Raw genomic sequence first — 23,049 nt, 5'->3', positions numbered from 1 at the left:
ACCCATAATCACATTGATGGCCGCTCGGTACATTTTCTTTGGTTTTCCTTTGCAATGTTACCCTGCCAGCTGTATGATGTGTTGACACAATATTCAGGAGGTTCCATGTCTGCTCGCCCTTTCGGCGTGAAGGCCCGTTTGGCACAAGAGTTGTGCGGCTTTACCGGTTCGCCCAAGGCGTTTCGGGAAAAGTACAACGTAGCCGATAAGGGTCAGTACCATCGCATCTATACCGCGGAGGACATTCGCCGGATTCGGATGAGCATGCTGTCACTCTCTGAGGATTCATCGCGAGAGAAAACTGTCCCTCCAATCTTGAACTTCCGGATGGCCAAGGGTGGTACTGGCAAAACGACCATTTGCGGAAATGTCGCCTCTGCCCTAGCGATGATGGGCCACAAGGTTCTGATGATCGATGGCGATCCGCAGGCATCGTTGACCGGTCTGTTCGGCATCGACTGGGTTTCGGAAAGCATCATCCATATTGGTGATTTGATGAACCGGAATGAGAAGAAGGAAAAGGACTTCGTCGACGTCAAGGCGGCGATCTGGCCGATTTACGCTGGCGGCATGCTGGACATTATTCCTGCCGACATCACGCTCGCCGACACCGACTCCTGGTTGATGGGCGCGACCAATCGCGAGTTTGTCTTCTCGCGGCTGCTCAAGCGTTATGTCGATGTTTTCGCACAGTACGACGTCATCCTGATTGACTCGGCACCGTCGACCTCGCTGCTCACGAACACGTTGATGACATCCTGCAAGACGCTGCTCGCTGTCGTCGTACCTGAGGGGCCAAGTACCAAGGCCCTTGAGATCCTGGATTCGAATGTCCATGAACTGAACTCGGCTTTTGCCGATGCCGGCCTCAACCTCGACTATCACGTCATCGTCAACCGGTACAACCAGACGAAGAAGCCGCATAACGACGCATTGTCCAAGCTGGTCAGCACCTATCCAGACCAAATCAACGACACGATCGTTCGCGACTTCATCGGATTTGTCCGCCAAAACGACGCCTTCGATGAAAAGAATAACGGTCCAGTGCTTGAGAAGGAGCCGAACTCCGTCGGCGCCCGCGATGTATTGGACCTTACCAAGTCGCTCATCCGCATGTACGACATCAAGCTGGCGGACGTTAATAGCCTGGCCCCTCTCGCAAGCGTGGGGAGGGCGGCATGAGTCGTGCACCTATTAAGGTCAGCGGCTTGGTCGCATCGGGGAAGGTTGCAGCTCGCGAGGGCGAGGACCAGCGAAAGCCGTTGGTGGGCGCACGTCCTGCGGCGGCTCCGTCAGTGGTCGAACTGCCGAGCCGTGTGGAACCAGCACAAGAAGGCGAATCTTCGGCTGCGAGCAACGAAAAGCGCCCTGCGCCCCCCCGTGAGGATGCGCACAAGATTCCGATTGCGCAAATTGTCGACTCTCCGTTCCAGCCACGCCTAAAGTATGACCCCGAAGAAATCGACCGCTTAGCTGAAACTATGGATACGGCTGCGCATGCAGACCCTATCAAAGTGCGAATGGTCAACGGCAAGTACGAGCTCATTAGCGGACATCGTCGTATTCGCGCTGCACGTTCCCTCGGCTGGAGCGAGATCGACGCCTACGTGGAAGAACTGACCAATCGGGAAGCACAAGCGAAAACTTTGCTGCTTGCTGTCGGGAGTGTTGGCCTTGCCGATTACGAGTATGCCTTGATGTTTGCAACGGCACTCAAGGAAGGTCTATGCAAGACCCAGCGCGAAGTCGCAAGTTACTTTGGTCAAGGCACGGTGAAGGTCAGCGGCTGCCTGGATATGCTGAAACTGCCAGCAAAGATCATCCGCATGCTTGATGCTAAGCCCGATCTGTTTGGATATCAAACTGGTGCGGTTATCAAGAAATTATGTTCCGATTACCCGGACAACCTCGCGGACATCGAGCGTGGTGTGCAGCGTCTGATGGAAGGCGCGGCGCAGAATTCTTTGAAGTCCTGGGTACTTCAGGCGATCAAAGGACAGGCCGAGCGTGACGGGTCCGAGCCTAACTTAATCACGAACGGACGTCGGCTCATTTTCACCACCAAAATCAGCGCTGACAAGCGCTCGGTCGTCGTGAACTGCAAAGTGCCCGATCTTGATATTGCAGCTTTCGAAAAGCATCTGCAAGCATGGCTTGAGCTCCAGGCCAAAGAGGTCAGCAGCTCAGCGCCAGACGAGATCGGCAGCGGAACCCTATGACCCCCAAGCACGCCAACGCCAACTGCCCTGCTCTGCCGATGTCGGCAGTCAGTAGGGCTTTTTCTTTTTCGCTTGGGCTACTGCATCGGCGCGCGGCTGTTCGTGCCGTTCCTGGACCTCAGAAATTTAGTCCGGAAATTCATAATATGAACGCGCTTGATTCATCCGAAGAAGCGCACGTTCATATTATGAATTTTGGGTTCGCCGGTCAAAAGCTATCGCGAGGAATTCATATTATGAATTTTATGAATTCAAAACAAGTTGAACCACCTTCTATTCGGTGGAAACCCGTTGGTGCCAGTAAGGCCAGAGTGCCTTCAACATACAAAGGATTTCCGAATGTTATGAGCTAAATAAAAAACCCCAGCTGAGCTGGGGTTTTTCTTTTCAGTCCCGCGCTAGCGGTGGACTTAGGTGACGCCTAGAGAACTTCATCTTAGCCCCCTGCAGCACGGTAGTCAAACACTTTTGCGGTGCGAAGCACCACAGGGGCAGCTGTGCGCTTAAATCTTAACTATCCGGTCCTCTCGGAGGACACTGTATTGCCTGAAGCACTGGTATGTGGACCCCTTAGTGGAGGTTCACGTGCTTAACCTCACCTATAACGACATGCTCAGTGCATATGAGGACTACCCGTCCCCGATACGCCCTTACCTACTTCGTGCCGAGACTCATCCCGATATCCGAGCCAAGCTGACAAAGTCCTTCATGAGGGTATTTATTGATTTGGTGGCGCGAACTCGCATTCGGAAGCCGAAGAAGGAAATCAGCGTTAGTGTCCATAAGTTGGCGTTAGAACTGGGGGTGAGCACGAAGACAGTGACGCGCACGATCGCGTTGTGCCTTGAGTACGGCTGGCTCGATCCAGACCCGCTACATGACGGTCGTAATCGCTGGGGCAAGTTCTCGGCCAAGCGCTATCTAGTCGCAACCCCGCTTCGCAAGCTTATCGGTCTTCCAACGACGGATGAGCAAACGTCATCGTGCGGCCCGGAGAATCCGTCAACTCCATCTGCGGATGAAACCATTCCTACACCTCAATCCGAGACCAAAATGTCTTACGGCATAGGGGTTAACAACTGCCTTTCTAAAAAAGAAGCTTCTTTTAACAACGAAGCTGAAAAACCAAAAGGCCTACCAGCCGATCTCTGGCCATTGAAGCGTGAACTTGGCATTGACCTCTTCGGTATCTTTTCGTTAATGGGTTTGGCAAAGCAAGTTGGCCAGCGTCTTCAGGACGTGTGGATCGTTAAGCGCCATCTCTTGCTGAACTCTGGTATCACTGGCGGACGAGCTGTGAAATACCTGCGGTCGTTGTTAAATTCGGGTGATGATTTTGCGTATGTTGCTCGAAAGCTGGCAAGCCCTCTGAGAAGCGCTAGAACGCGTGCTACGCCCTCGCAGCCACGAAGCCCGAGTACGCACCCACATACACCGTCGAACGCCTCTAATCCGCGCCTAGAGGCCATTGCTGAGGCTTGCCGTTACAAGACTTTCCGTCATGTCAGCCGCGACATGGTCGTCCGGTTCTACGATGGATTTGCAGAAGTGACTCGAGGCGCAGTGCGCGAAACTTATCCGGCTTGTCACATGGAAGGGCTGTACAAGGGCGTAGCTGCCGGCAATCTGGTAGAGGTTTAAACACGACGTCTGCCTGATTACTCTGCTTTCGACTAGGGGATCGCACAGAGACAGCGAGTACGAACTACGTTCCTGTTATCCGGCGCAACGGCGGAGCGAGCCGGCTTTGTTGCGACCTTGTCTTCGTGAAGCCGGGCTCCAGAGCATGCCGAAAATTCATAATATGAACGTGGGAAACCATTCAGGGCCCTTCTATGAGCACGCTGACCGGGCATCTTGAAAGTTCACATTAGGAATTTTTTACGGGGAAGACGTCATTACCTAACCGACTACAACCACATACCCAAAAAATTCATAATATGAATTTCTGGTCAAGGTGGTAGTTGGGCAAGCTTAGTCTAGGAGCAACAACAAAGAGGTCCGTAGGACGTTGGGGTTGTAACGGTAACGATCAGGGGTTCAAAATTTTTCGCAAGTTAGCACGCAGATCGATACTGCTGCCGCCTTAAGGCTCGGACCCGGTGATGACTAAGCCCTCAACGGATGCGTCATGCTCGCTAATTGACTCGACTGCTGAATCTGCACCATCGGCGAACGACGTCGAACTCGGCGTTGCCGTAACCTCAGTCGCCTTTTCTAACTCAGGTTGCTGCCAGGAGATTTGCTGGCGAGGACGGGTTTAACATCCAAACCCGCCCGCCATCTCTCAGGATTATTCCGTCGAGGATAAAGCCGGCTTGCTCAGCCGCATGGCCCAATTTGATCGACCTGCCCAATTGAGCACTCGTGTCGAGGACAGGCCTTCGCAGCCGCTTCATAATAAAGTCTCGAAGGCTGGGCAAGTGAAGCATACTGCGTGAAACTACAAGCGCTGGGGGTGAGCCCGCCACGGGACGGGGCTAGTACTAGACGTGAATAGCAACCTTGAAATCCAGCCCGTGGTGCAACAGGTTACTTGTCATCCTTCGCTACCGTTTAATTATTTCTGTGCGTTTCAGTACAGCGGATGCGAGTTATATTTTGCGATCACTGGCCAACAACGCCGCGCGGCGACAGCGAAGTATTGTATTTGTAGAGCGTTACTGCAATGCATGCATCCGAGAGGGCAGGGAGGTTGCAACTAGCGCTAGTCGTAGAGTAATCTGCGCGTTCCTACAACGACGGCCTCATCTATAACAGTGATCGATCCCGAATTCCTTTCAGAGAATGTCGAGCGGCTTGAAAAGTATTTGCTCAGCTTGCCCATTGGCACACTGTTCACTGGCGAGCTCTACAAGCTTTCGGACGAACGTTTTACCGGCATCAGTCTGGAGGGCTTTTCGGAAGAGCCCATGTGGTTCGACGCAACCAGCGTCGGGCGCCTGTTCATGGCCCCGGACGAATCGACTGTCGCTGTGTTGAACGTGTCCGAAGGCGACGACGGCACACCAGCAGGCGTCAAGGTAATTTCGGATAACGAGTTCGTCCAAGAGGATAAGCCTGTTACCATTGTCGCGTATCAGGATGAAGGCGGCCCTCGCATCCGGATCGACTCTCTGCACCTGGTGCAGGTGATGCTTAACAAGGAGGCGCCAGCGCAGTTTTGCACTGTCGCTTTCGGGCTTATGGCCTGTACCGCCTATCGACACGGCTTTACCAGGATTTCTCTTTTTGCTGGCGGAGACGGGCCGCCTGCGGCGGATTTGGAAGACGGTGACCTCATTGGCTATTTTGTCTGGCCTAAGTTCGGTTTCGACGCTCCGTTGCTCCCGGTCGATCTGAATATGGCGCCAGATCACATCCGTGATTGCACCAGCGTCCTCGGCGTCGTCGAGGCCGATCCGGCGTGGTGGGAAGCCCATGGGCGCGGTCGAGAAATGTACTTTGACTTGACCGCCGACAGCGCCTCATGGAAGGTTCTGCTAAACTATCTTTACACAGTTCTGTTGGAGAACGACGATGAACACCAAGAAAACGCTTGAGGCTGACGCCGTCGCGGCCTACCGCGCTGGTGCGGCGCGTCGTCGTGGGCAACGGAACCTCGAGAAGGTGATCAGCGCAACCGCTCCAACTAGTCAGGCCGGCATTAACTACAAAGGCGGAGCCGTCACTGTTAAAAAACCTGCAAATGCACGGCCAGTGTCTAGCTTAGGCGGACCAACGAAGGTATTCGGTCGGTCAAGCTTTGCCATCCCAGAGCTAGGCCACTACGCCAAGCGCTTAACGCGCTGATACGGCCATTTCCCGTGTATTCAGATCGATTCCTCGTCCGGTATCGACAATAGAAACCATATTGTCGAGTAACTCGAAGGTTCGAACGAGCATTTGACAGTATGGAAATAATTTCTCATCAGCTTTCAACTACCCCGATGCCATGAAGCGGTATTTACTGTCTGAGCCTGCGTTAGGCAAACGTGCAACCGCACGCACGGATTGGAAATAGAGCCAGGGCGTTGCACCCAGGCCGGTAGCGCCAAGGCCCCTGCAGCGATCGTTGCACAACGGAGCGCCGGCACAGGATCCCTTATCGGAGTTGCCGTCCCGAGCATGGTAATGGCGGCAATCAGTCGAGACGAAACAATTGCCACGCCGCGAAAGACGGCAGCGACTGATGAATAGGCGTCATAGTGTCCATCAACGCTGCAAGGAGGATCACCACTAGCAGTGCGGGGATACCCGCTAAGGCCGGCGCAGTGCGTGCTTGGCTGAATGTCCTCCATGGCGCGATGCCCCAAAATTGCCTTTTAGATTAGCTCTCCAATTTAATATTGGCTCACGTCCGTCCGTTTTCGGCCTATGGTGTTAAAAAATTCCTGGGCAAGAGTAGAGTCGATGAGCTTGTACGATGCCTGCCCAAGATTAAGTACAAACTATACCTTCTGAAACTGAGCTAGATGTAAAAAATGCTGCATCAGTTCATCTGAACGGTGGAGAGGACGCCGTTGTGGGGCAGGTTCACGATCATGCGAGTAGAAGCGTTGGCAGGTACTAGTCTGAGCAGACACTGTCCTTCTGTTACTAGATAAGCTCGATGCCAAATCGTTTGAGCAATGCCGCAAACATCGCGAAGCAGACGCCCGTCAGGACAACGCAGGCGGCGAGCGCGGGCCAGAAGCCAAGGCGAGAATATAGCATGGGGAATGCCAGGAACATCGGCAGCGTCGGAACTACATACCAGAACGTATAAAATGCGTGGTTGGTTACCTTGGCGGCGGGCTGTTTTTCGACATGTAGCCATATGAGCGTCAAGATCGTGACCATCGGCAGGGCGGCTACTAGTGCCCCCAGCTTGTCGCTGCGTTTGGCGAATTCAGAAACCAATACGACGACGCCGGCGGTAATAATGTATCTCGTCACTATCCAAAGCATGCTGTTTCTCTCAATACTGTTCAGTTATAGATGGTAATGCAATTCGATGGCCGAATGGACGATCTCTTCGCGCACTGCGATCGCTCGCGCATGGCGGTCGCACTGAGGGACCGATTGCGTGGCACCACGGTTACGGCGCATGCATAGGATTGGCGCCCGATTCGCCGCGCATGCACGTCCACAATCCTGGTGTCGCCATCACTCACGTCGGCTCCCACGACCTCGCGGATTTCATCGGCCACCGGCGCATCCATCTCACGGCCCAGCACACATTGCCGGTTTCCTTGATGAGGTTTTTGCCCCAAAGGGCCGCAGGGATGGCGCCAGCAATTTCAATCAGCGGGTCCAGCCTTCCCAGCCAAACATCCAGCCGCCGAAGAGGCAGCGATCGGCGGTGCCGAGATAGCAGCGTCCGAGATTAAATGGATACGGGTGAATTTTAGGTTATCCTCTTGATGCCTGTCGTGACCGTTGTCTCCGTGATCGTGCTTATGGCCGTGACCATGATCAGGGGCCGCCGCGGTCCCTGGGGAATGATCTCGATTTTCCAAGTGCCGAACGCGAAGTCCAGGTTTTGGCATACTTCGGTGTGGCCGCGTCGGCGAAAGCACTCAGGCCAATTGCAAGGGCGTGCGAGCGCATGAACCAGCCATTTGCCTGCAGCGCCATCGGGTCGACCCACCACCCGGCGGTAATCTCGACCACCTTCATGGCTGCGGTAATCCTCAGCCCCTGTGTGCCGCGATCGGCGGCCTGCCTTGCCGCTTCGAACACCCGACGCTCACCTCGATGAACGAGCGCCGGATTGGTGCTTCAAACGGCCTCGACCAGTGCCGCGCGCGGTTCGTCGGACTGCGTCCTCCGGCGCCGCAGCACCATGCCGGTGATCGCCGGCAGGACAAACAGCGTCAGCACCGTCGAGGTGATCAGGCCGCCGATGACAACGGTCGCCAGCGGCTTTTGCACCTCGGCGCCGGTGCCGGTGGCGATCGCCATTGGCACGAAGCCGAGCGAAGCCACCAGGGCCGTCATCAGGACCGGGCGCAGGCGTTCCAGGGCGCCGTCGATCACCGCATCACTTGCCGGCGCGCCGTCGGCCAAGCGCTTGTTAATCGCCGAGATCAGCACCAGGCCGTTCAGGACCGCCACGCCGGAGACGGCGATGAAGCCGACCGCCGCCGAGATCGAGAAGGGCATGCCGCGCAGCAGCAGGGCGAACACGCCGCCCGCCAATGCCAGCGGCACCGTCGTGAGCACGGTTGCCGTCAGCATGGCGTTGCCGATTGCCATGTACAGGGCCGCCGCGATCAGCACGAAGCAGACCGGTACGATGATGGCCAGGCGCTCGGTGGCGGTGCGCAGGTTCTGGAACTGCCCGCCCCACTCGATCCAGGAGCCGGGCGCGAGCCGCACTTCGTTCGCCAGGCGGGCCTGCGCCTCGTCCACATAGCTGCCCAGGTCGCGGCCGACGACGTTGGCCTCCACGTAGATGCGGCGCTTGCCGTTATCGCGGCTGACTTCGTTCAGGCCCTGGGTGAAGCGGAACTGCACCAGCTGGCGCAGCGGCACCGAGGCACGTGAGCCCTCGTTCGCAGCCGGCAGCATCACCGGCAGTGCGCCGAGCGCGTCGAGGTCGTTGCGCAGCGCGGTCGGCAGGCGCACCACGATGTCGAAGCGGCGGTCCCCCTCGAAGATCTGGCCCGCTTCGCGCCCAGCCAGCGCGGTCGACACCGTATCCGCTACCTCTTTCACGCTCAGGCCGTAACGCGCGATCGCGGCGCGGTCGAAGGCGATGTCGAAGGTCGGGAAACCCTCGGTCTGGGCCACGCGCACGTCGGACGCGCCAGGAATGGTGCGCAGCACGGCCGCAATGCGTTTGGCGCTGGCGGCCAGCTGGTCGAGGTCCTCGCCATAGACCTTGACCGCGACGTCGCTGCGTACGCCCCCGATCAGCTCATTGAAGCGCATCTCGATCGGCTGGGTGACGTCGTAGTTGTTGCCGACGATCGGCGCGGTCTTGGCGCGAATGCGCTCGATTACCTGTTCCTTGGTCGTCACGCCGGCCGGCCATTCGTCCTTCGGCTTGAGAATGACGTAGTTGTCCGAGGCGTTGGGCGGCATCGGGTCGGCCGCCAGGCTGGCGGTACCGGCCTTCGAGTAGACCGTTTTCACTTCGGGCAGGCTGAGGATGGCGCGTTCGATCGGCAGGTCGAGTTCCGCCGACTGCTCGATCGAGGTCGAGGGGATGCGCACCGACGACAGGTTCAGGTTCTGCTCGTCCAGGGTCGGCATGAACTCGCGGCCGACGAAGCTGAACGCGATCGCGGCCAGCACCAGCACGCCCAGTCCGGCGCCGACAAAAGGCAGCGGACGGGCGACGGCGCGCCGCAGCCACGGCTCGTATCGGGTCTTGCTTGCGGCGACGATGCGTACTTCCTTCTCCGAGACCCTTCCCGTCATCAAAACCGCGATCATGGCCGGCACGAAGGTCAGCGACAGCACGAAGGCCGAGGCCAGCGCCAGCATCAGGGTAATGACCATCGGCGAGAACATCTTGCCTTCCACGCCCTGGAAAGTCAGGCAGGGCAGGAACACGAGGAAGATCACCAGCTGGCCGTAGATGGTCGGGCGCAGCATCTCGCGCGACGAGGCCACGACTTCTTCCAGGCGCTCTTTCAGCAGTAACAGGCGCCCTTCGCGATGCTGGCGTTCGGCCAGGCGGCGCAGCGTGTTTTCGACGATGATGACGGCGCCGTCGATGATCAGGCCGAAGTCGAGCGCCCCCAGGCTCATCAGGTTGCCGGAAATGCCGAGCGAATTCATGCCGATCGCGCTCATCAGGAGCGACAGCGGAATGACGAGCGCGGCGATCAGGGCGGCGCGCCAGTTGCCCAGCAGGGCGAACAGGATCACGATCACCAGCAGCGCGCCCTCGGCCAGGTTTTTCGCCACCGTCGAGATGGTGGCCACCACCAGCTGCGAGCGGTCCAGGGTCGGCACGATGCGGATGCCTTCGGGCAGGGTAGTCGAGATGGCCTTCAGCTTTTCGCCGACCGCGTGGGCGACCGTGCGGCTGTTGGCGCCCACCAGCATCAGGGCGCTGCCGACGACGGCTTCGGAACCGTCGCGGCTGGCCGCGCCGCTGCGCAATTCTCCGCCGATGGCGACGTTCGCCACCTGGCCCACGGTGATGGCGACGCCGTCGCGTGTGGCGACCACGGCGCGGGCGATCTCGTCCAGGCTGCGGATGCGGCCGTCGGCGCGCACCAGGTAGGACTCGCCAGAGCGGCGGATGTAGTTGGCGCCAACGGAAACGTTGGCTTCTTCCAACGCGCGGCCCAGTTCGGAAACCGAAATGCCGTAGGACGCGAGGCGCGCCGAATCCGGTTCGACCACGTACTGCTTGATATAGCCGCCCAGCGAGTCGACGTCGGCCAGTCCTGGTGTGGTGCGCAGTTGCGGACGAATGATCCAGTCCTGCACGGTGCGCAGGTAGGCCAGTTGCGCCACGCGTTCGCCGAGGCGCTCGCCGCTATCGGTCAGGAAGCTGCCATCGGGCTGCCAGCCCGGCTTGCCCTCGGCGCGCGGCGCACCCTTGCCGCCGGGGTGGGCGAATTCGACGCTGTAGTGGAAGACTTCGCCGAGACCGGTCGAGACCGGCCCCATCTGCGGCACCGCCCCGTCCGGCAAATCGGGCTGGGCCCGCGCCAGGCGTTCCGATACCTGCTGGCGCATGAAGTAGAGGTCGGCGCTCTCCTTGAAGACGGCCGTGACTTGCGAAAAACCGTTGCGCGAGAACGAGCGCACGTTTTCCACGCCGTTCAGGCCCGACAGGGCCGTCTCGATGGGGAAGGTAACGCGCTTTTCGATCTCGACCGGGCTCAGGGGCGGCACCACGGTATTGATCTGTACCTGCTTGTTGGTGATGTCGGGCGTAACGTCGATCGGCAGCAGGTTCAGCTGCCAGGCGCCGGCCAACGCCACCACCAGCGTCAGGAACAGGATCAACCAGCGCGAGCGGACCGATCCGGTGAGGATGGAATCGATCATGTTATTCCTCTTCGCTCTTGATCATGTCCGCCTTGACCAGGAAGGCGTTGCGCGTGGCGACCTGGGCGCCGGGCTGCACGCCCGAAACAATCTGCGCCATGCCGCGGCTGCGTTTGCCCACCAGGACCGGCTGGGCACGGAAGCCGGCTTGGGTGCGTACGAACAGGACGTCGCGGCCTTCGATGTTCTGCACCGCATCTTCCGGCACCGTCATGCCGGCGCCGTTTTCCTTCACATGCAGGCGCACCTGCACGCCTTCGCCGACAACCAGACGCTTGGTTCCAGCGAGCGGCTCGAGTATGACGGTCGCGGCGCGCGTACTGCCGCCGACCGTCGGCGTCACCGACCGCACTTTCGCTGCGATCGACACATCGCCGGCCAGGATGCTGGCCGTGTCGCCGGGAGCGATGCGGCCGATGTCGGATGCCGGGACCGGGGCCTCGACCTCGACCGGGCCATTGCCTGCCACGCGGAAGAGTTCCGTCTGTGGCTGGACGAAGCCGCCCAGGGTCACGGACTCGGCCGTGATCTTGCCGGCGATCGGGCTGCGTACCGCCACCGAGCGGCCATCGGCCGAGACCTGCGCCGCGCGCGCGACGGCGTTGGCGCGCTGCGCTTCGCTCTCGGCGACCGCCAGGGCCGACTGCGCGGCTTCGAGTTCCTGGCGCGGCGTCACACCCTGCTGGAACAGCGAGGCTTCGCGCGCGTAGGCTTTGCTTGCCAGCTCGGCGCGGGCCGCGGCCACTTTCCGGTCAGCGGCCATGGTGGCCGCTTCCTGGCTTTCGACCTGGGCCAGCACGTCGCCGGCACGCACCGTGTCGCCCAGCCGGCGCAGCACGCGCGTCACGTTGCCCGAGGCGCGGGCGACGATCAGGGCCTCGCTGTTGGGCAGCGCCGACACGGTGCCGGTGGTCAGGATTTCAGCGTCCAGGCCGCCGCTGGCGACCGGTTCGACGGCGATGTTGGCGACCTTCAGGTACTCGGCCGGAATCGTGATCTCGGCGATGCCGGTACCGGCTGGGGCGGGTGCCGGCCTGGCTGCCTCCGCCACCGGGGCCGCGACGGGACTGTTGCGTGCCGAAGTCCAGTGGGCGGCGCCGAAGCCGAGCGCCGCGGCGACCGCCGCGAGGCCGGCCGCGAGCGGCCAGTTCATGTGACGGATGGATTTGTCGGTCATGGTGCTTCTCCAAATACGAGTCGGCCTTCGGCCAGGGATAGGGCGGCCAGGGCGCGTACGCGGGCCAGGCGGGTGTCGATGGTGAGCGCCTGCGCGTCGGCCAGGGCGCGGCGGATGGACAGCAGTTCAAGAAGCGGCGTCTTGCCGGCTTCGTAGCCGATACGCCCGAGCCGGTAGGCTTCGAGGGCGGCCGTTTCGCCTTCCTCGGCAGCCTGCAGGCGTTGTTCGGACGCGGTAGCCTGGGCTAGCGCCGCGCGGTGCGATGCCACGGCGTCGAGGCGGGCCGCTTCGACCCGCAGGGCGGCGCCGTTGGCGCGCTCGCGGGCGGCGTCGACGCCGCTGCGGTTACGGTCGAACAGCGGGATGCTGGCCGTTACCCCGACCGTGGCGGCCCGCTCGCTGCTCCAGGCAAACCTGCGCACGCCGAGGGACACGCCGATGTCGGGAATGGCGCGCTTTTGCTCGACCCGCACCTGGGCGGCAAGGGCGTCGCGTTCGGCGGCGGCTGCTGCCAGCGTCGGCGACTGCTCGGGCGTCCAGGCCGCCGCCGTGGCTGCTGCGGTGCCTGATGCCGTGCCCGCTGCCGCGACCCTGGCCATGAACGGATGGTCGATGCGCGTGAACGGTTNTGCTGCGCAGCGCGGGCGGCCGCCGCGCTGGCGCGGGCCTGGGCCAGCCGCAATTCGGCTTCGCGGCCGGCTTTTACCAAGGCCTGCGCGGCCCGCAAGTCGTCGCCGGCACGCTCGAGGGCCGCTTTGGCGACGGCCTGGCGGTCCTGCATGGCCTCGGCAGTGGCATAGGCGAGCGCCAGTTCGGTGGCGAAGGTCAGGCGGGCCTGGCGTTCACGCGTGCCGGTCGCGACGGCCTTGTGCTGCTCGGCTTCGATCCGGGCAGCGCGCTTGCCGCCGAGTTCGAATACCTGGGTCAGGGCGTAGGTGTCCTGGCGCTGGCTGACGCCGCCGCTCTCGGGGGCGTGCAGGTTTTCGAAGGTGGCGTCGAGCGTCGGATTGCGCCAGGCGCCGGCCTGGCGCACGTCGGCCTGGGCCGCGCGCACGTTGGCCGCCTGTTCCAGCAGCTGGGGCGCGCTGCCCTGGGCCCGCGCGAGGAGGGCGCTGAACGAAGGGGTTTCGGCATGTGCGAGCGAGATGGCACTGCCGAACAGTGCGGCGATGACCGCACCGCGGACGGAGAGCGTGCTGGATGCCGCGTGCCGGCCGCGTGACCTTGCACGCGACCTTGATGATGATATTTGCATGTAAAGCCTCTGCAGATTGAACAGGATTCAAACCAGCGGGCCACACGCGCATCGGGTGTGTGCGTGTTGTCGATGCGACGGCGCCCGCGCCTCAGGCGCGGGCGCGGGGAGGCGGGAGAGGCGGAAGCGTGCTGCGGTCGGAGAACGTTTCCGGCAACGGTATGGGAGGGAGACGGGGAAGGGCAATGGCAGACAACACCGGCGCCGCCGGCAACAGTAAGGCCGCGCCGCAACCGTGCTCGTAGTCGTTCAAGTGCTGGACCGATTTCTCGGATTGATCGACATGCGCGTCACCGTCGTCATGGGCTTCGTGGTGATGCAAGACGTGGGCCTCGTGCTCTGCCAAGTGCTTACCAACCTGCTCGAAACCGCCGGCGGCCTGGCTCGACATCACATGCGTGAGCGTGCGTTCAGCCGCGGCAATCGCTTGCCAGGGAAGTACGATCAGCAGGATGAGGAGCAACGCCTTCTTCATGAGGTCGGCCGGTCGGGGCGTGGGTTCCGATAAGGGAGCAAAAGGTGCTGATTATAGACGGTGCTTCTAGGCACGTGTCAATCGGATGTCTGTTTGTATGCAGCAGTGCGTGGAGGCGCCGAGGCTGTTTTTGTTGCGAATTAATTTTGGCAGAGATCAAAACTAAAGCCGTCACGATTAGCACTCAATCTCTTCGAAGACAAAAGGTGGAAAGGCATTTCCCGACTGGCAATTGCTCGTCGTGGCATTCCCTTATCAACCATGTGCACTTTTGACGTTGGGCATGCTACATTGACCATATGCGCAGCAGGCTACGATCATTTCTCTTGTGCCTACTTATCGTCTCCCTTCCAATCCAAAGCATTGCGGGAGTGGCGAGGCTTGCGTGCGGCATGATCCATCATCTATCCTCGGTTGATTCTAGGGAGCATGGCATGACAGCGCCGGTCATGATGACCGACGGGACCATGCATGACAGTGGACATCAGCATTCAGACTCCATGGCGCAAAGCTCGTTGCCAGGTGAGGACTGCAAGGACAGCGTCACCGACACTGACGGACGCTCGAGTTGCGGCACGTGTTCAGGCTGCTCCATCGGCGCCTACGCGCCGCCGCCGGTCATGGTTTTAACCGCCGGTGAAGAACCCGCAAACCAGCTCCGGCAATCTTCCTCATCTCCTTTTACCGGGCACATTCCAGCCCGGATCGAGCGGCCTCCCCGGACTAGCACGCCAATCGCGGCGTGACAGATCTTCGCGGCTGATACCGGCGACTCCTTCTTGACTTTGTTGCTCGGCAGCGTGCTTGCGCTCGCATGCGCGGCGCCGGCCCATTCCTGAAAGCGCCAGTTGCACGGTCCCGGCTGACTGCAGCGGCCGTACGTCGGCGACGTCCGTGATAGGGCTACTTGCACACGTCCGGGCTACCTGAACCTTAATGAGCACCTGGTCGTGCGAAGCATTTGCGCCAGAATTTTCGATTCAGATCGGAGGGCCCCAAGGCACATCGAGACTTGAGCCATGAGGCGTGAGCAGTTGATACCGCCGATTTCTCCAAGAGCTGGGAGCATCGAACGGTTGCTCTTGTAACTCCACAGAAGAGCGCAGACGCAATATGCGTCGGCCTTTTTGCGCCCAGAAGAATTAAGTATGGTCAATTATCCACAAAACAAAGTTTTATTGCTAACGGGTGAAAATTTCGATAGAGTAAAAAAATGACTGAACCTGTATAGACATGTTGGTCTGTCTCGGATCCCATGCGTCGCCACTGCCAATCAATACCGGCAGCTTGGCCTAGTAGCTTTCACAAAAAAGAAAACCCGGAGGGTAAATGGCTCACAAGTACGTCCCAAGAACAACGGCCGCGCTCGCATTAATGGTTCTGCAACAGAGCGCATACGCACAACAGCCCGCCACTGGCGATACTGCCGAAGCGGCAGGCATGCAGCGCGTACAAATTACGGGGAGCCGAATCAACCTTCGGCAGGAACAGGTATCCGGGGTTGGCCCAGTTACCGTGATCGATGCCGACACCATCCAGCGCTCCGGAGCGATTTCGATCGAAACGCTGCTGCAGCGCCTGCCTTCGTCTGCCGGTACGGCGGGCAGCCAGACCAGTGCGTATTGGACCAGCAACGGCTACGGGACCACGCAAGTGAACTTGCGTGGTCTCGGCATCGATCGCACCCTGGTGCTGCTGAACGGACGCCGGGTCGTCTCGGGTGGCACGGGGGCGAACAGCTCTGTCGACCTGAACATGATTCCGGTCGCGATGATCGAGCGGATCGAAGTGCTGAAGGATGGCGCCTCGGCGATCTACGGCGCCGATGCCGTTGCCGGCGTCGTCAACATCATCACGAAGAAAGCCATCGACGGTGTTGAAGCATCGGTGCGCTATGGGAAGACCGAACGTGGTGACGGCGCCGAAAAGTCGGCGGACATCGTCTGGGGAACGAAAAGCGAGCGTGGCTCGCTGATGGCCTCCCTGAATTATTCCGAGAGCGAGGCGGTCAACCTGGCTTCGCGTGCACCTTGCGCCCTGTTCGAGGATGACGGCGAACTGGTGTGTTCCGGCAGCTCGTCGACCATCGGAGGCCGCGCGCGGCTGGCAAATGGCCGCAGGGTCAACTTCAACCAGGATCCGAACGGGGACCCGCGCGGCTTCGAGACCTACAGCGCAGCCAAGCATGCCTACAACAGCAATCCGTTCCTGAACGCAGTCAATCCGATCAAGCGTGTCGGTGTGAGCGCCTTCGGCAACATGCACCTGACCGATAAGGTAGACCTGTTCACCGAACTCATGTTCACGAACCGCCAGTCGGAGCAGCTTGCCACCCCTGGCGCCATCGGGGTTTACCGCCCGATCGAAATCGCCGCGAACCATCCTACCAATCCGACCGGCCAGAACCTGACGCTGGAGCGGCGCCGGGTGGCGGAAGTCGGGCCGCGTTACTTCTTCCAGGAGACCAATACCTTCCGTATCGTCGCCGGCTTGAAGGGGGAACTTGCTCCGAAATGGGACTGGTCGGCGTCCGTCAACTGGGGGCGCAACACCGGCGTTGACGGGATGACGAACATCATCAACCTCGATCGTGTCGATGCGACGCTCAATACCGCTACCTGCGGCACCAGCCCGTCCGCGGCTCCTTGCGGCAACTATCTCGGCTACGGGAACCTCAGCCCTGCGGTCCTCGAGTACATCCATTTCACGACCCGCGATCATGGCGGCAACGACCAGAAGAGCTTCAACGCAAGCATCAGCGGCGAGGTGTTTTCCCTGCCAGCCGGGCCCGTCGGCTTCGCTTCCGGCTTCGAATACCGCCGCGAGAAAGGATGGCGCGACCCGGATAGCCTGATCGTATCGGGAGCCGCCAATACCAACGCCCAGGATCCGATTGCGGGCGAATACAGTGCGCGCGAGGTCTTCGCGGAGTTGTCCGTACCCTTGCTAGCCAAGCTGCCCCTGGTCGACTCCCTGACGATGAATGCCGCGGCCCGCTACTCCGACTACAGCCTGTTCGGGTCGCAGGCCACGTACAAGGTGGGTCTCGACTGGCAGGTAATTCCGTCGCTGAAGGTGCGTGCCAACCGTTCGACGGCCTTCCGCGTGCCGAACGTGCCGGAACTGTTCGGCGGTGTCTCCGAGGGCAACCTGACCACGACCGACCCATGCAACAACTGGAACACGCTCGATCCGAACTCCACGGTCTACAAGAACTGCCAGGGATCCGGCTTGCCTGCCGGCTTCAGGCAGTTCGGGCCGTCGATCCTGACGACCGGGGGCGGCAACCAGAACCTGAAGCCCGAGGAGGCCGATACGTTCACGATCGGCGCCGTATGGACGCCGTCGAAAGCGCTGACGCTGACGCTCGACTACTTCAACATCAAGATCGATAACGCCATCGAGACCGTTCCTGGCTCGACCAAGCTGGCGGTCTGCTACAACTCGCCTGGGCTGGCGCACATCTTCTGCGGTCCATCGAGTTTCACGCGTGATCCGAGCACCGGGGAAATCAACTTCCTGTCCTCGCAACCCGAGAACGCTGCGCAGCAGCGCGTGGCCGGGCTCGACCTCGGGGCGATCGTCGACTTCAACCTGGCGGGATGGACATCGTCGTTCACTGCGGATGTTTCCCGGCTTAACCAGTTCGACGTGACGCCATTCCCTGGCGGTGAAGTCATCGAGTACGCCGGCAGGATTACGGGCGGGCGCGGCAGCTATGCAAAATGGCGCTCGACCGCGTCGCTGACCTCGTCCAAAGGTCCGTGGTCCGGTTCCTATACCGTCCAGTACATTGGCAGCGCCGCCGACATCAATGCCGCCCCTACCGATATCGGCGCGCGCGCACCCGGCATCGTCTACCACAACGCCAGTATGAAGTATGCGTTCAACAAGGCAATGACGGTATCGCTGGGCATCGATAACCTGTTCGACAAGCGTGCGCCCTACATCCAGAGCTGGACAGACGGCAATACCGACACGATGACCTACGACCTGCTCGGCCGCCGCTGGCACGTTCGCCTCGGCTACAAGTTCTAAGGTCTTCATGGTGCCTTGCGGCCGCTGTGCGTTTATCATGCGCAGCGGCCGTTCCGCGGCCGGTAACTCAACTTATTCACAACAACTATGCAATCAGCTTTCTGGGTGCGGCGCGCCCACAAATGGATCGGGCTTGTCGTCGGGGTGCAGGCGCTGCTCTGGATGATCAGTGGTCTCTACATGGTGGTCGTTCCTCTCGAGGTCATCCACGGCGACCATCTGGCGCATGTGTCCACTGAGCCCCTCAGCCGCGCCGGCACGCGCATTGCTCAGGAACGCCTGCAACAACTGTATCCGGGCATGACCGCTGTGCGCATGAAAAGCCTGCTGGGCAAGGAGGCATATGAAATCAAGCAGGGCAAGCAGGTCACCCTGGTAGACGCGGCAAGCGGCCGGCAAATCAGTCCGCTGGGGCGGGAGGACATCGTTGCGCTCGCCGATGCAGCCTATGTGGGCGAAGGCAGCATCCGCGGCGTGGAATGGGTGACGAAGGCGCCTTCGGAAGTCGGCGCGCGGCCGGTGCCGCTGTGGGCCGTCCACTACGATGAGCCAGGCAAGACGACGCTGTATTTTTCGCCGTTCAGTGGCGACCTTGTCGCGCGGCGCCATGAACTCTGGCGGTGGTTCGATTTCCTGTGGATGTTCCACATCATGGATTATGAAGAGCGCGAAAACGTGAACAACACACTCTTGCGTGCGGCCTCGATTTCCGGTGTGGCGTTCGCGCTGAGCGGCGCGTGGTTGCTCTTCTATAGTTTCAGCCGGAGGAAGCAGGCATGAGCCATTGGATGCGGCGTCTCCATAAATGGGTCGGGCTGGTCATCGCGATTCAGTTCGTGTTGTGGATGTCCAGCGGCGTCATCATGAGCCTGCTCGACGCAACTAAGGTGCAGGGACGCGAGTTCCGCGTCAAGCCGGCCCCACCGTTGGCCTGGCCCAGTAATGTACTGAGCGTCGACGCGCTCCTTGCCGCGACCACCGAAAACATCATGTCGATCACGTCAGGATGGGTGCTCGACCGTCCTGTGTACCGTCTGCAAAACGACAAGCGTAGCTGGCTGGTCGATGCACGCTCAGGCCATAGCTTGCCAGTCGATGCGCAGCTCGCGCAGCAGATCGCCCGTGCTTCGTATTCCGGGCCCGGCAGCGCTGGGACGCCGCGCCTGCTGGACTTTACGCTCGAGGCGCGTGCGCACAAGGAACCCGTCTGGCGCGTCGACTTCAACGACCCGGAGGAGACCTCGGTCTATGTGTCGAGCCGTTCAGGGAACGTACTTGAGCACAGGAACAGCACCTGGCGGCTGTTCGACTTCTTCTGGATGCTCCACATCATGGACTACAGCGAGCGGACCAACTTCAACAATCCCTTGCTGGTGTCGAGCGCCATTGGTGGACTATGGATGGCCTTGACCGGCGTCTGGCTGCTGTTCGCCAGTGTTCGTCTCGCGGAGTTCGTGCCGGCCCGTTGGCGCCGCCGCAGCACGGTTAGCCTGATGGACGAGCAGGGCGGCAAACTGCGCGCGGTAGAGGCGGTCCAAGGTGACACCGTGTTCCAGTCGCTTGCGCGGGCCGGCTTGCAGCTGCCATCGAACTGTGGAGGAGGGCAGAGCTGTGGACTGTGCGCGGTACGCTGTGTCGGCAAGGCGCCGGAACCAACGGGCGCAGACCGCGCGTTGCTGTCGCCGCGGAAGCTCGCAGCGGGCTACAGGCTCGCATGCAACCTGAAGGTCAAGCGTCATGTCGAGATCGACATTGGCGACGTGCTGGTGGCGTCTGCGGAGCAGGTTGGTGTGGTGGCAAGCGTGACGCCGGTGGCGCCCTTCCTGCGCGAGGTTACGATACGCCCGCAAAGCCCCGTGGAATGCCGTCCCGGCGCTTACGTTCAGATGCATGTGCCGGCATTTGTCCGCAACGGCGATGACCTGGCCATTCCGGCGGATCATCACGCCGACTGGCACGCGATCGGCATGCCGGCCGAGCTGGCCAACGATGTACCGGTACGGCGCTCGTATTCGGTATCGGTTCCGGTAGAGCGCTGCGACGGGAACCTGAGCTTCCTCGTCCGGTTTGTGCCCGGTTCGAAGCCCGGCCGCGGCTCGGGCTACATGTACACGCTCAAGCCAGGCGATGAGGTGCGCTTCAGCGGGCCGTATGGCGACTTCGCCCTGAAACCAGGGACGCGGGAAAAGGTTTTCATCGGCGGCGGCGCCGGCATGGCGCCGCTGCGCGCGATGATCCACGACCTGCTGGCAAAGGGCGCCACCGAGCCGCTGCACTTCTGGTACGGGGCGCGCAGCCGTCGCGATGCGCCTTATGTGGCCGAGATGCGCGAGTTCGCCGAGAACTATCCGAACTTCCACTGGCACCTGGTGCTGTCGGAGGAAGCAGGCGCCGCCGATGTGCAGACCGGATTCGTCCATGATGCAGTGCTGGAGGGCTTGCTGCGCACACATCCTAATATTGCCTCGCTCGAGTTTTATGTTTGCGGTCCTCCAGCGATGCTATCGGCGACTCGGGAGATGTTACGTGGTCTCGGTGTTGACGATGCCAGGGTAGCGTACGACGATTTCAAGATCTGAACGGCGGAAACCGTATTTGACTTAGGGATAAGGGCAATAAGCGTTATTGAATCGCCATGTCATTTGTAGACACTCCTGAGCCAGAATATCGGGCGCGAGAAGAACGTACGAGCGGCAAGCGGTACACAGAGGAATTCAAGATTGCAGCCGTCAAATAGGTAGCCCAGCGTGGGCACCCAGCGAGCGAAGTAGCGGAGCGGCTTGAGGTGAGCATCTGTAGCCTGTACGCCTTGATGAACCGTTATGGCGTTCCCGAGGCGGAGCGCAAGGCTGTCGATGCCCAGTCTGACGAGATGCAGCGCCTGAAGGCCGAGCTCAAGCGCGCCAGGGAGGAGCGTGACATCTTGAAAAAGGCGCGGTGTACTTAGCCAAGACGTCCGGGTAAGATCCAGCCGGATCGCACTTGCGCCGCGATCGGCACACAGCAATTTGAAGAGACACATCGGCAAGTATGCATGGTTCTGCCTCCTTGTCCGGCATGCTTGTTCGCTATCAGACGGGTAGTTTTGGGTTGCCCTACGATTGGTGAATCTAGACCTTTGGAAGAGCACCAAACATGCCTAAGATAACATTGCTCCAACGCTCGAACCTGTCCGAAGACCAGTGGCATTCCATGCTCATAGCACAACTACGGGGACTGGCGGCCTTGGTCGTCGCAGCAGCGCACTTGCGTGCCCAGGTCTATCCCGGTTTCGGCACCGTCCAGAACCCCTCGCTTGCTTTCCAAGGGCTCGCCTTCGCCACCGGGTTTGCCTATCTGGCCGTGATCGTATTTTTCGTGCTCAGCGGCTGGCTGGTGGGAGGCAGCTTGCTCAATCGCCTTGACACTCACCAGGCCATTGCAAATTACGCGATCGACCGGGCGACGAGATTATGGATCGTGCTGATACCGACTTTTGGCGCAATGCTGCTGTTCGGTCTTGCGACGGCGGCGCTCGATCCCACCCGTTTGTCGTTCGGCCCTGACAACGTTTATTCGGCGGCTGCCTTCTTTGGGAACCTCGTCGGACTGCAAAATATTCTCGTGCCTGAGTTCGGCGGAAATTTCCCGCTGTGGAGCCTGGCGAATGAAACCTGGTATTACGTGTTGTTCCCCCTACTCGCCATGCTTTTTCGTACACGGTCCGCCCTGCAGGGAGCGCTGATCCTGATGGCGCTCGCGGCTATCGTTCACTTCCTCGACAGCGCAATCCTTTTATACTTTTCGATCTGGCTGCTAGGGGCAGCGTTCTCGCGCGTACGCATTGAGTGCGGCGCATACCTGCGCTGGGCATTATTCCTCGCTCTCGTGGCCACGGCAGTCGGTATCCGCATGAAAGGCAAGAACGACATCACGGTGGACAGTTTTCTGCAGTACCTGCTTTTCAGCGTGATCTTCGTGCTTTTTCTGTCCAGCATGCAGTACAAGCGTCAGCGTACCCGCTCGATTGAACTGGCAAGCCGGATCGGGCGTTTCTTCTCGGAGTTCTCGTTCACGCTGTACGTACTACATATACCGCTGATGGCAGTGTTCCTGCATTTTGGCGTGCCAGCCCTCGGCAACGACCGATTGGACCCGAATCGGCCAATGCATTTGCTGGTGTATCTGCTCCTGTATCTTGGACTCGTCGTCGGTGCGTATCTGTTCCACATGCCCTTCGAAGCCAAGACTTATCGTGTCAGGGAATGGCTTAAGACGATGTGGATTGCCCACGGCCGACCGGCGAGGGCGTAAGCGAGGGACGGCGCCTTGGCAATTATGGCCATCATCGACACCGGACCGTAGTGGATCTTGCTGCGGCCGAGCGAATATCCCGTTTCGGCCAGCGCGCCGATGCAGGAGATTGGCAACCGCGGCAAGCCCGGCGCTTAACTTTCGACATCTACCCAAGCGGACTCCAACATCTGTGGAGATAGGCCCAGTACGAAGCGGGGATCTCAGCGTTCTTGCCGACGCGCTGCTCGAGTTGCCGCACAGGGCCTTGAATCACCGTATTGTGCGGCAATGCTATTTTCATATGTGCTAAATTCGCCGTATGAGTAAGCGTCTGCGACATTTCGTTCTATGGCTGTTGATGGCCTGGCTACCTGTCCAAGGTATGGCAGCCGCCATCATGCCGCCGTGCGCCATGGCGCACCGTGGAATGTCCAGTGCTTCAGTAAACGGTTCCCAGCCATGCGATGAGTCAGCGATGGCAATGGAAAGCAAGGACTATTCGCAGGTGGGTGTGCGAGACAGTGATGGGCATGACCAGTCCACGCAAGGCTCCGTGCACAAGAGTTCGTGCAGCCACTGCGCGGGCTGCACTTTTGGCGCGTTTGCGCCGCCCTCCGTCGCCGGGTTCGCG

General features: G+C 60.3%; 17 protein-coding genes and 1 pseudogene. 11 read left to right on the top strand and 7 right to left on the bottom strand.

Annotated features, from left to right (window positions below):
- Positions 1-105: 105 nt before the first annotated feature.
- The 6 genes from IFT60_RS17330 (at position 106) to IFT60_RS17305 (ending at position 6,011) form a co-directional block, all read left to right on the top strand.
- Positions 106-1,182 carry a ParA family protein gene (locus IFT60_RS17330; RefSeq protein ID WP_192053790.1) on the top strand — a complete coding sequence of 359 codons (1,077 nt, stop codon included), beginning with the start codon at positions 106-108 and terminating at the stop codon, positions 1,180-1,182.
- A complete protein-coding gene (locus IFT60_RS17325) occupies positions 1,179-2,219 on the top strand; it encodes a ParB/RepB/Spo0J family partition protein (RefSeq protein WP_192053788.1) in 1,041 nt (346 codons plus the stop codon). Before IFT60_RS17330 ends, IFT60_RS17325 begins: the two co-directional genes overlap by 4 nt.
- A complete protein-coding gene (locus IFT60_RS17320; protein ID WP_192053786.1) occupies positions 2,216-2,572 on the top strand; it encodes a hypothetical protein in 357 nt (118 codons plus the stop codon). Before IFT60_RS17325 ends, IFT60_RS17320 begins: the two co-directional genes overlap by 4 nt.
- Before the next feature lie 232 nt (positions 2,573-2,804).
- Positions 2,805-3,860 (top strand): hypothetical protein, encoded by a 1,056-nt coding sequence (locus IFT60_RS17315; RefSeq protein ID WP_192053785.1) that lies wholly within the window; start codon positions 2,805-2,807, stop codon positions 3,858-3,860.
- Between the two features lie 1,118 nt (positions 3,861-4,978).
- Entirely contained in the window at positions 4,979-5,761 is a 783-nt protein-coding gene (locus IFT60_RS17310) for a hypothetical protein (protein WP_192053783.1), read from the top strand.
- A complete protein-coding gene (locus IFT60_RS17305) occupies positions 5,739-6,011 on the top strand; it encodes a hypothetical protein (protein ID WP_192053781.1) in 273 nt (90 codons plus the stop codon). The genes IFT60_RS17310 and IFT60_RS17305 overlap by 23 nt, the downstream gene beginning before the upstream one ends.
- A gap of 786 nt (positions 6,012-6,797) precedes the next feature.
- Here IFT60_RS17305 and IFT60_RS17300 read toward each other — a convergent pair.
- The 7 genes from IFT60_RS17300 to IFT60_RS17275 all read right to left on the bottom strand — a co-directional run bounded on the left by IFT60_RS17300 (position 6,798) and on the right by IFT60_RS17275 (position 14,105).
- Positions 6,798-7,148, bottom strand: a complete 351-nt coding sequence (locus tag IFT60_RS17300; protein ID WP_192053779.1) for a DUF3147 family protein — start codon at positions 7,146-7,148, stop codon at positions 6,798-6,800.
- 507 nt (positions 7,149-7,655) lie between these two features.
- Positions 7,656-7,922 (bottom strand): hypothetical protein, encoded by a 267-nt coding sequence (locus tag IFT60_RS26305; RefSeq protein WP_197986376.1) that lies wholly within the window; start codon positions 7,920-7,922, stop codon positions 7,656-7,658.
- A 39-nt stretch (positions 7,923-7,961) separates the two neighbouring features.
- Positions 7,962-11,198, bottom strand: a complete 3,237-nt coding sequence (locus tag IFT60_RS17290; protein WP_192053777.1) for a CusA/CzcA family heavy metal efflux RND transporter — start codon at positions 11,196-11,198, stop codon at positions 7,962-7,964.
- Position 11,199: 1 nt separating this feature from the next.
- Positions 11,200-12,375 carry an efflux RND transporter periplasmic adaptor subunit gene (locus IFT60_RS17285; protein WP_192053775.1) on the bottom strand — a complete coding sequence of 392 codons (1,176 nt, stop codon included), beginning with the start codon at positions 12,373-12,375 and terminating at the stop codon, positions 11,200-11,202.
- Complete coding sequence (locus IFT60_RS26630) at positions 12,372-12,974, bottom strand: TolC family protein (RefSeq protein WP_229510962.1); 603 nt, start codon at positions 12,972-12,974, stop codon at positions 12,372-12,374. The genes IFT60_RS17285 and IFT60_RS26630 overlap by 4 nt, the downstream gene beginning before the upstream one ends.
- 30 nt (positions 12,975-13,004) lie before the next feature.
- On the bottom strand, positions 13,005-13,630 hold a 626-nt coding region (locus IFT60_RS26625), incomplete at its 3' end, for a TolC family protein (RefSeq protein WP_229510953.1).
- Between the two features lie 91 nt (positions 13,631-13,721).
- Entirely contained in the window at positions 13,722-14,105 is a 384-nt protein-coding gene (locus IFT60_RS17275; protein WP_192053773.1) for a hypothetical protein, read from the bottom strand.
- Between the two features lie 1,329 nt (positions 14,106-15,434).
- Here IFT60_RS17275 and IFT60_RS17270 point away from each other — a divergent pair.
- From IFT60_RS17270 to IFT60_RS17250, 5 genes and pseudogenes are all read left to right on the top strand, one after another.
- On the top strand, positions 15,435-18,143 hold the full coding sequence (locus IFT60_RS17270) for a TonB-dependent receptor (protein WP_192053771.1): 2,709 nt from the start codon (positions 15,435-15,437) through the stop codon (positions 18,141-18,143).
- 87 nt (positions 18,144-18,230) lie between these two features.
- Complete coding sequence (locus tag IFT60_RS17265) at positions 18,231-18,923, top strand: hypothetical protein (protein ID WP_192053769.1); 693 nt, start codon at positions 18,231-18,233, stop codon at positions 18,921-18,923.
- Positions 18,920-20,722: a 2Fe-2S iron-sulfur cluster-binding protein gene (locus IFT60_RS17260; RefSeq protein WP_192053766.1), complete on the top strand. Its 1,803-nt coding sequence runs from the start codon at positions 18,920-18,922 to the stop codon at positions 20,720-20,722. The genes IFT60_RS17265 and IFT60_RS17260 overlap by 4 nt, the downstream gene beginning before the upstream one ends.
- A gap of 56 nt (positions 20,723-20,778) precedes the next feature.
- Positions 20,779-21,081: pseudogene (locus tag IFT60_RS27095) on the top strand (transposase); the annotation flags it as partial.
- 197 nt (positions 21,082-21,278) lie between these two features.
- On the top strand, positions 21,279-22,436 hold the full coding sequence (locus IFT60_RS17250) for an acyltransferase family protein (RefSeq protein WP_192053762.1): 1,158 nt from the start codon (positions 21,279-21,281) through the stop codon (positions 22,434-22,436).
- Positions 22,437-23,049: the final 613 nt, after the last annotated feature.

It is taken from the genome of Massilia sp. CFBP 13721 (assembly GCF_014842025.1).
Taxonomy (GTDB): Bacteria; Pseudomonadota; Gammaproteobacteria; order Burkholderiales; family Burkholderiaceae_D; genus Telluria.
The sequence above is the reverse complement of the archived record's forward strand: the minus strand, read 5'-3'. Positions and strand labels throughout refer to the sequence as shown.

Coding starts and splice junctions, on each gene's coding strand:
- IFT60_RS17330 (WP_192053790.1), top strand. CDS start 106: ATGTCTGCTCGCCCTTTCGGCGTGAAGGCCCGTTTGGCACAAGAGTTG.
- IFT60_RS17325 (WP_192053788.1), top strand. CDS start 1,179: ATGAGTCGTGCACCTATTAAGGTCAGCGGCTTGGTCGCATCGGGGAAG.
- IFT60_RS17320 (WP_192053786.1), top strand. CDS start 2,216: ATGACCCCCAAGCACGCCAACGCCAACTGCCCTGCTCTGCCGATGTCG.
- IFT60_RS17305 (WP_192053781.1), top strand. CDS start 5,739: ATGAACACCAAGAAAACGCTTGAGGCTGACGCCGTCGCGGCCTACCGC.
- IFT60_RS17300 (WP_192053779.1), bottom strand. CDS start 7,148: ATGCTTTGGATAGTGACGAGATACATTATTACCGCCGGCGTCGTCGTA.
- IFT60_RS17290 (WP_192053777.1), bottom strand. CDS start 11,198: ATGATCGATTCCATCCTCACCGGATCGGTCCGCTCGCGCTGGTTGATC.
- IFT60_RS17285 (WP_192053775.1), bottom strand. CDS start 12,375: ATGACCGACAAATCCATCCGTCACATGAACTGGCCGCTCGCGGCCGGC.
- IFT60_RS26630 (WP_229510962.1), bottom strand. CDS start 12,974: ATGGCCAGGGTCGCGGCAGCGGGCACGGCATCAGGCACCGCAGCAGCC.
- IFT60_RS17275 (WP_192053773.1), bottom strand. CDS start 14,105: ATGAAGAAGGCGTTGCTCCTCATCCTGCTGATCGTACTTCCCTGGCAA.
- IFT60_RS17270 (WP_192053771.1), top strand. CDS start 15,435: ATGGCTCACAAGTACGTCCCAAGAACAACGGCCGCGCTCGCATTAATG.
- IFT60_RS17265 (WP_192053769.1), top strand. CDS start 18,231: ATGCAATCAGCTTTCTGGGTGCGGCGCGCCCACAAATGGATCGGGCTT.
- IFT60_RS17260 (WP_192053766.1), top strand. CDS start 18,920: ATGAGCCATTGGATGCGGCGTCTCCATAAATGGGTCGGGCTGGTCATC.
- IFT60_RS17250 (WP_192053762.1), top strand. CDS start 21,279: ATGCCTAAGATAACATTGCTCCAACGCTCGAACCTGTCCGAAGACCAG.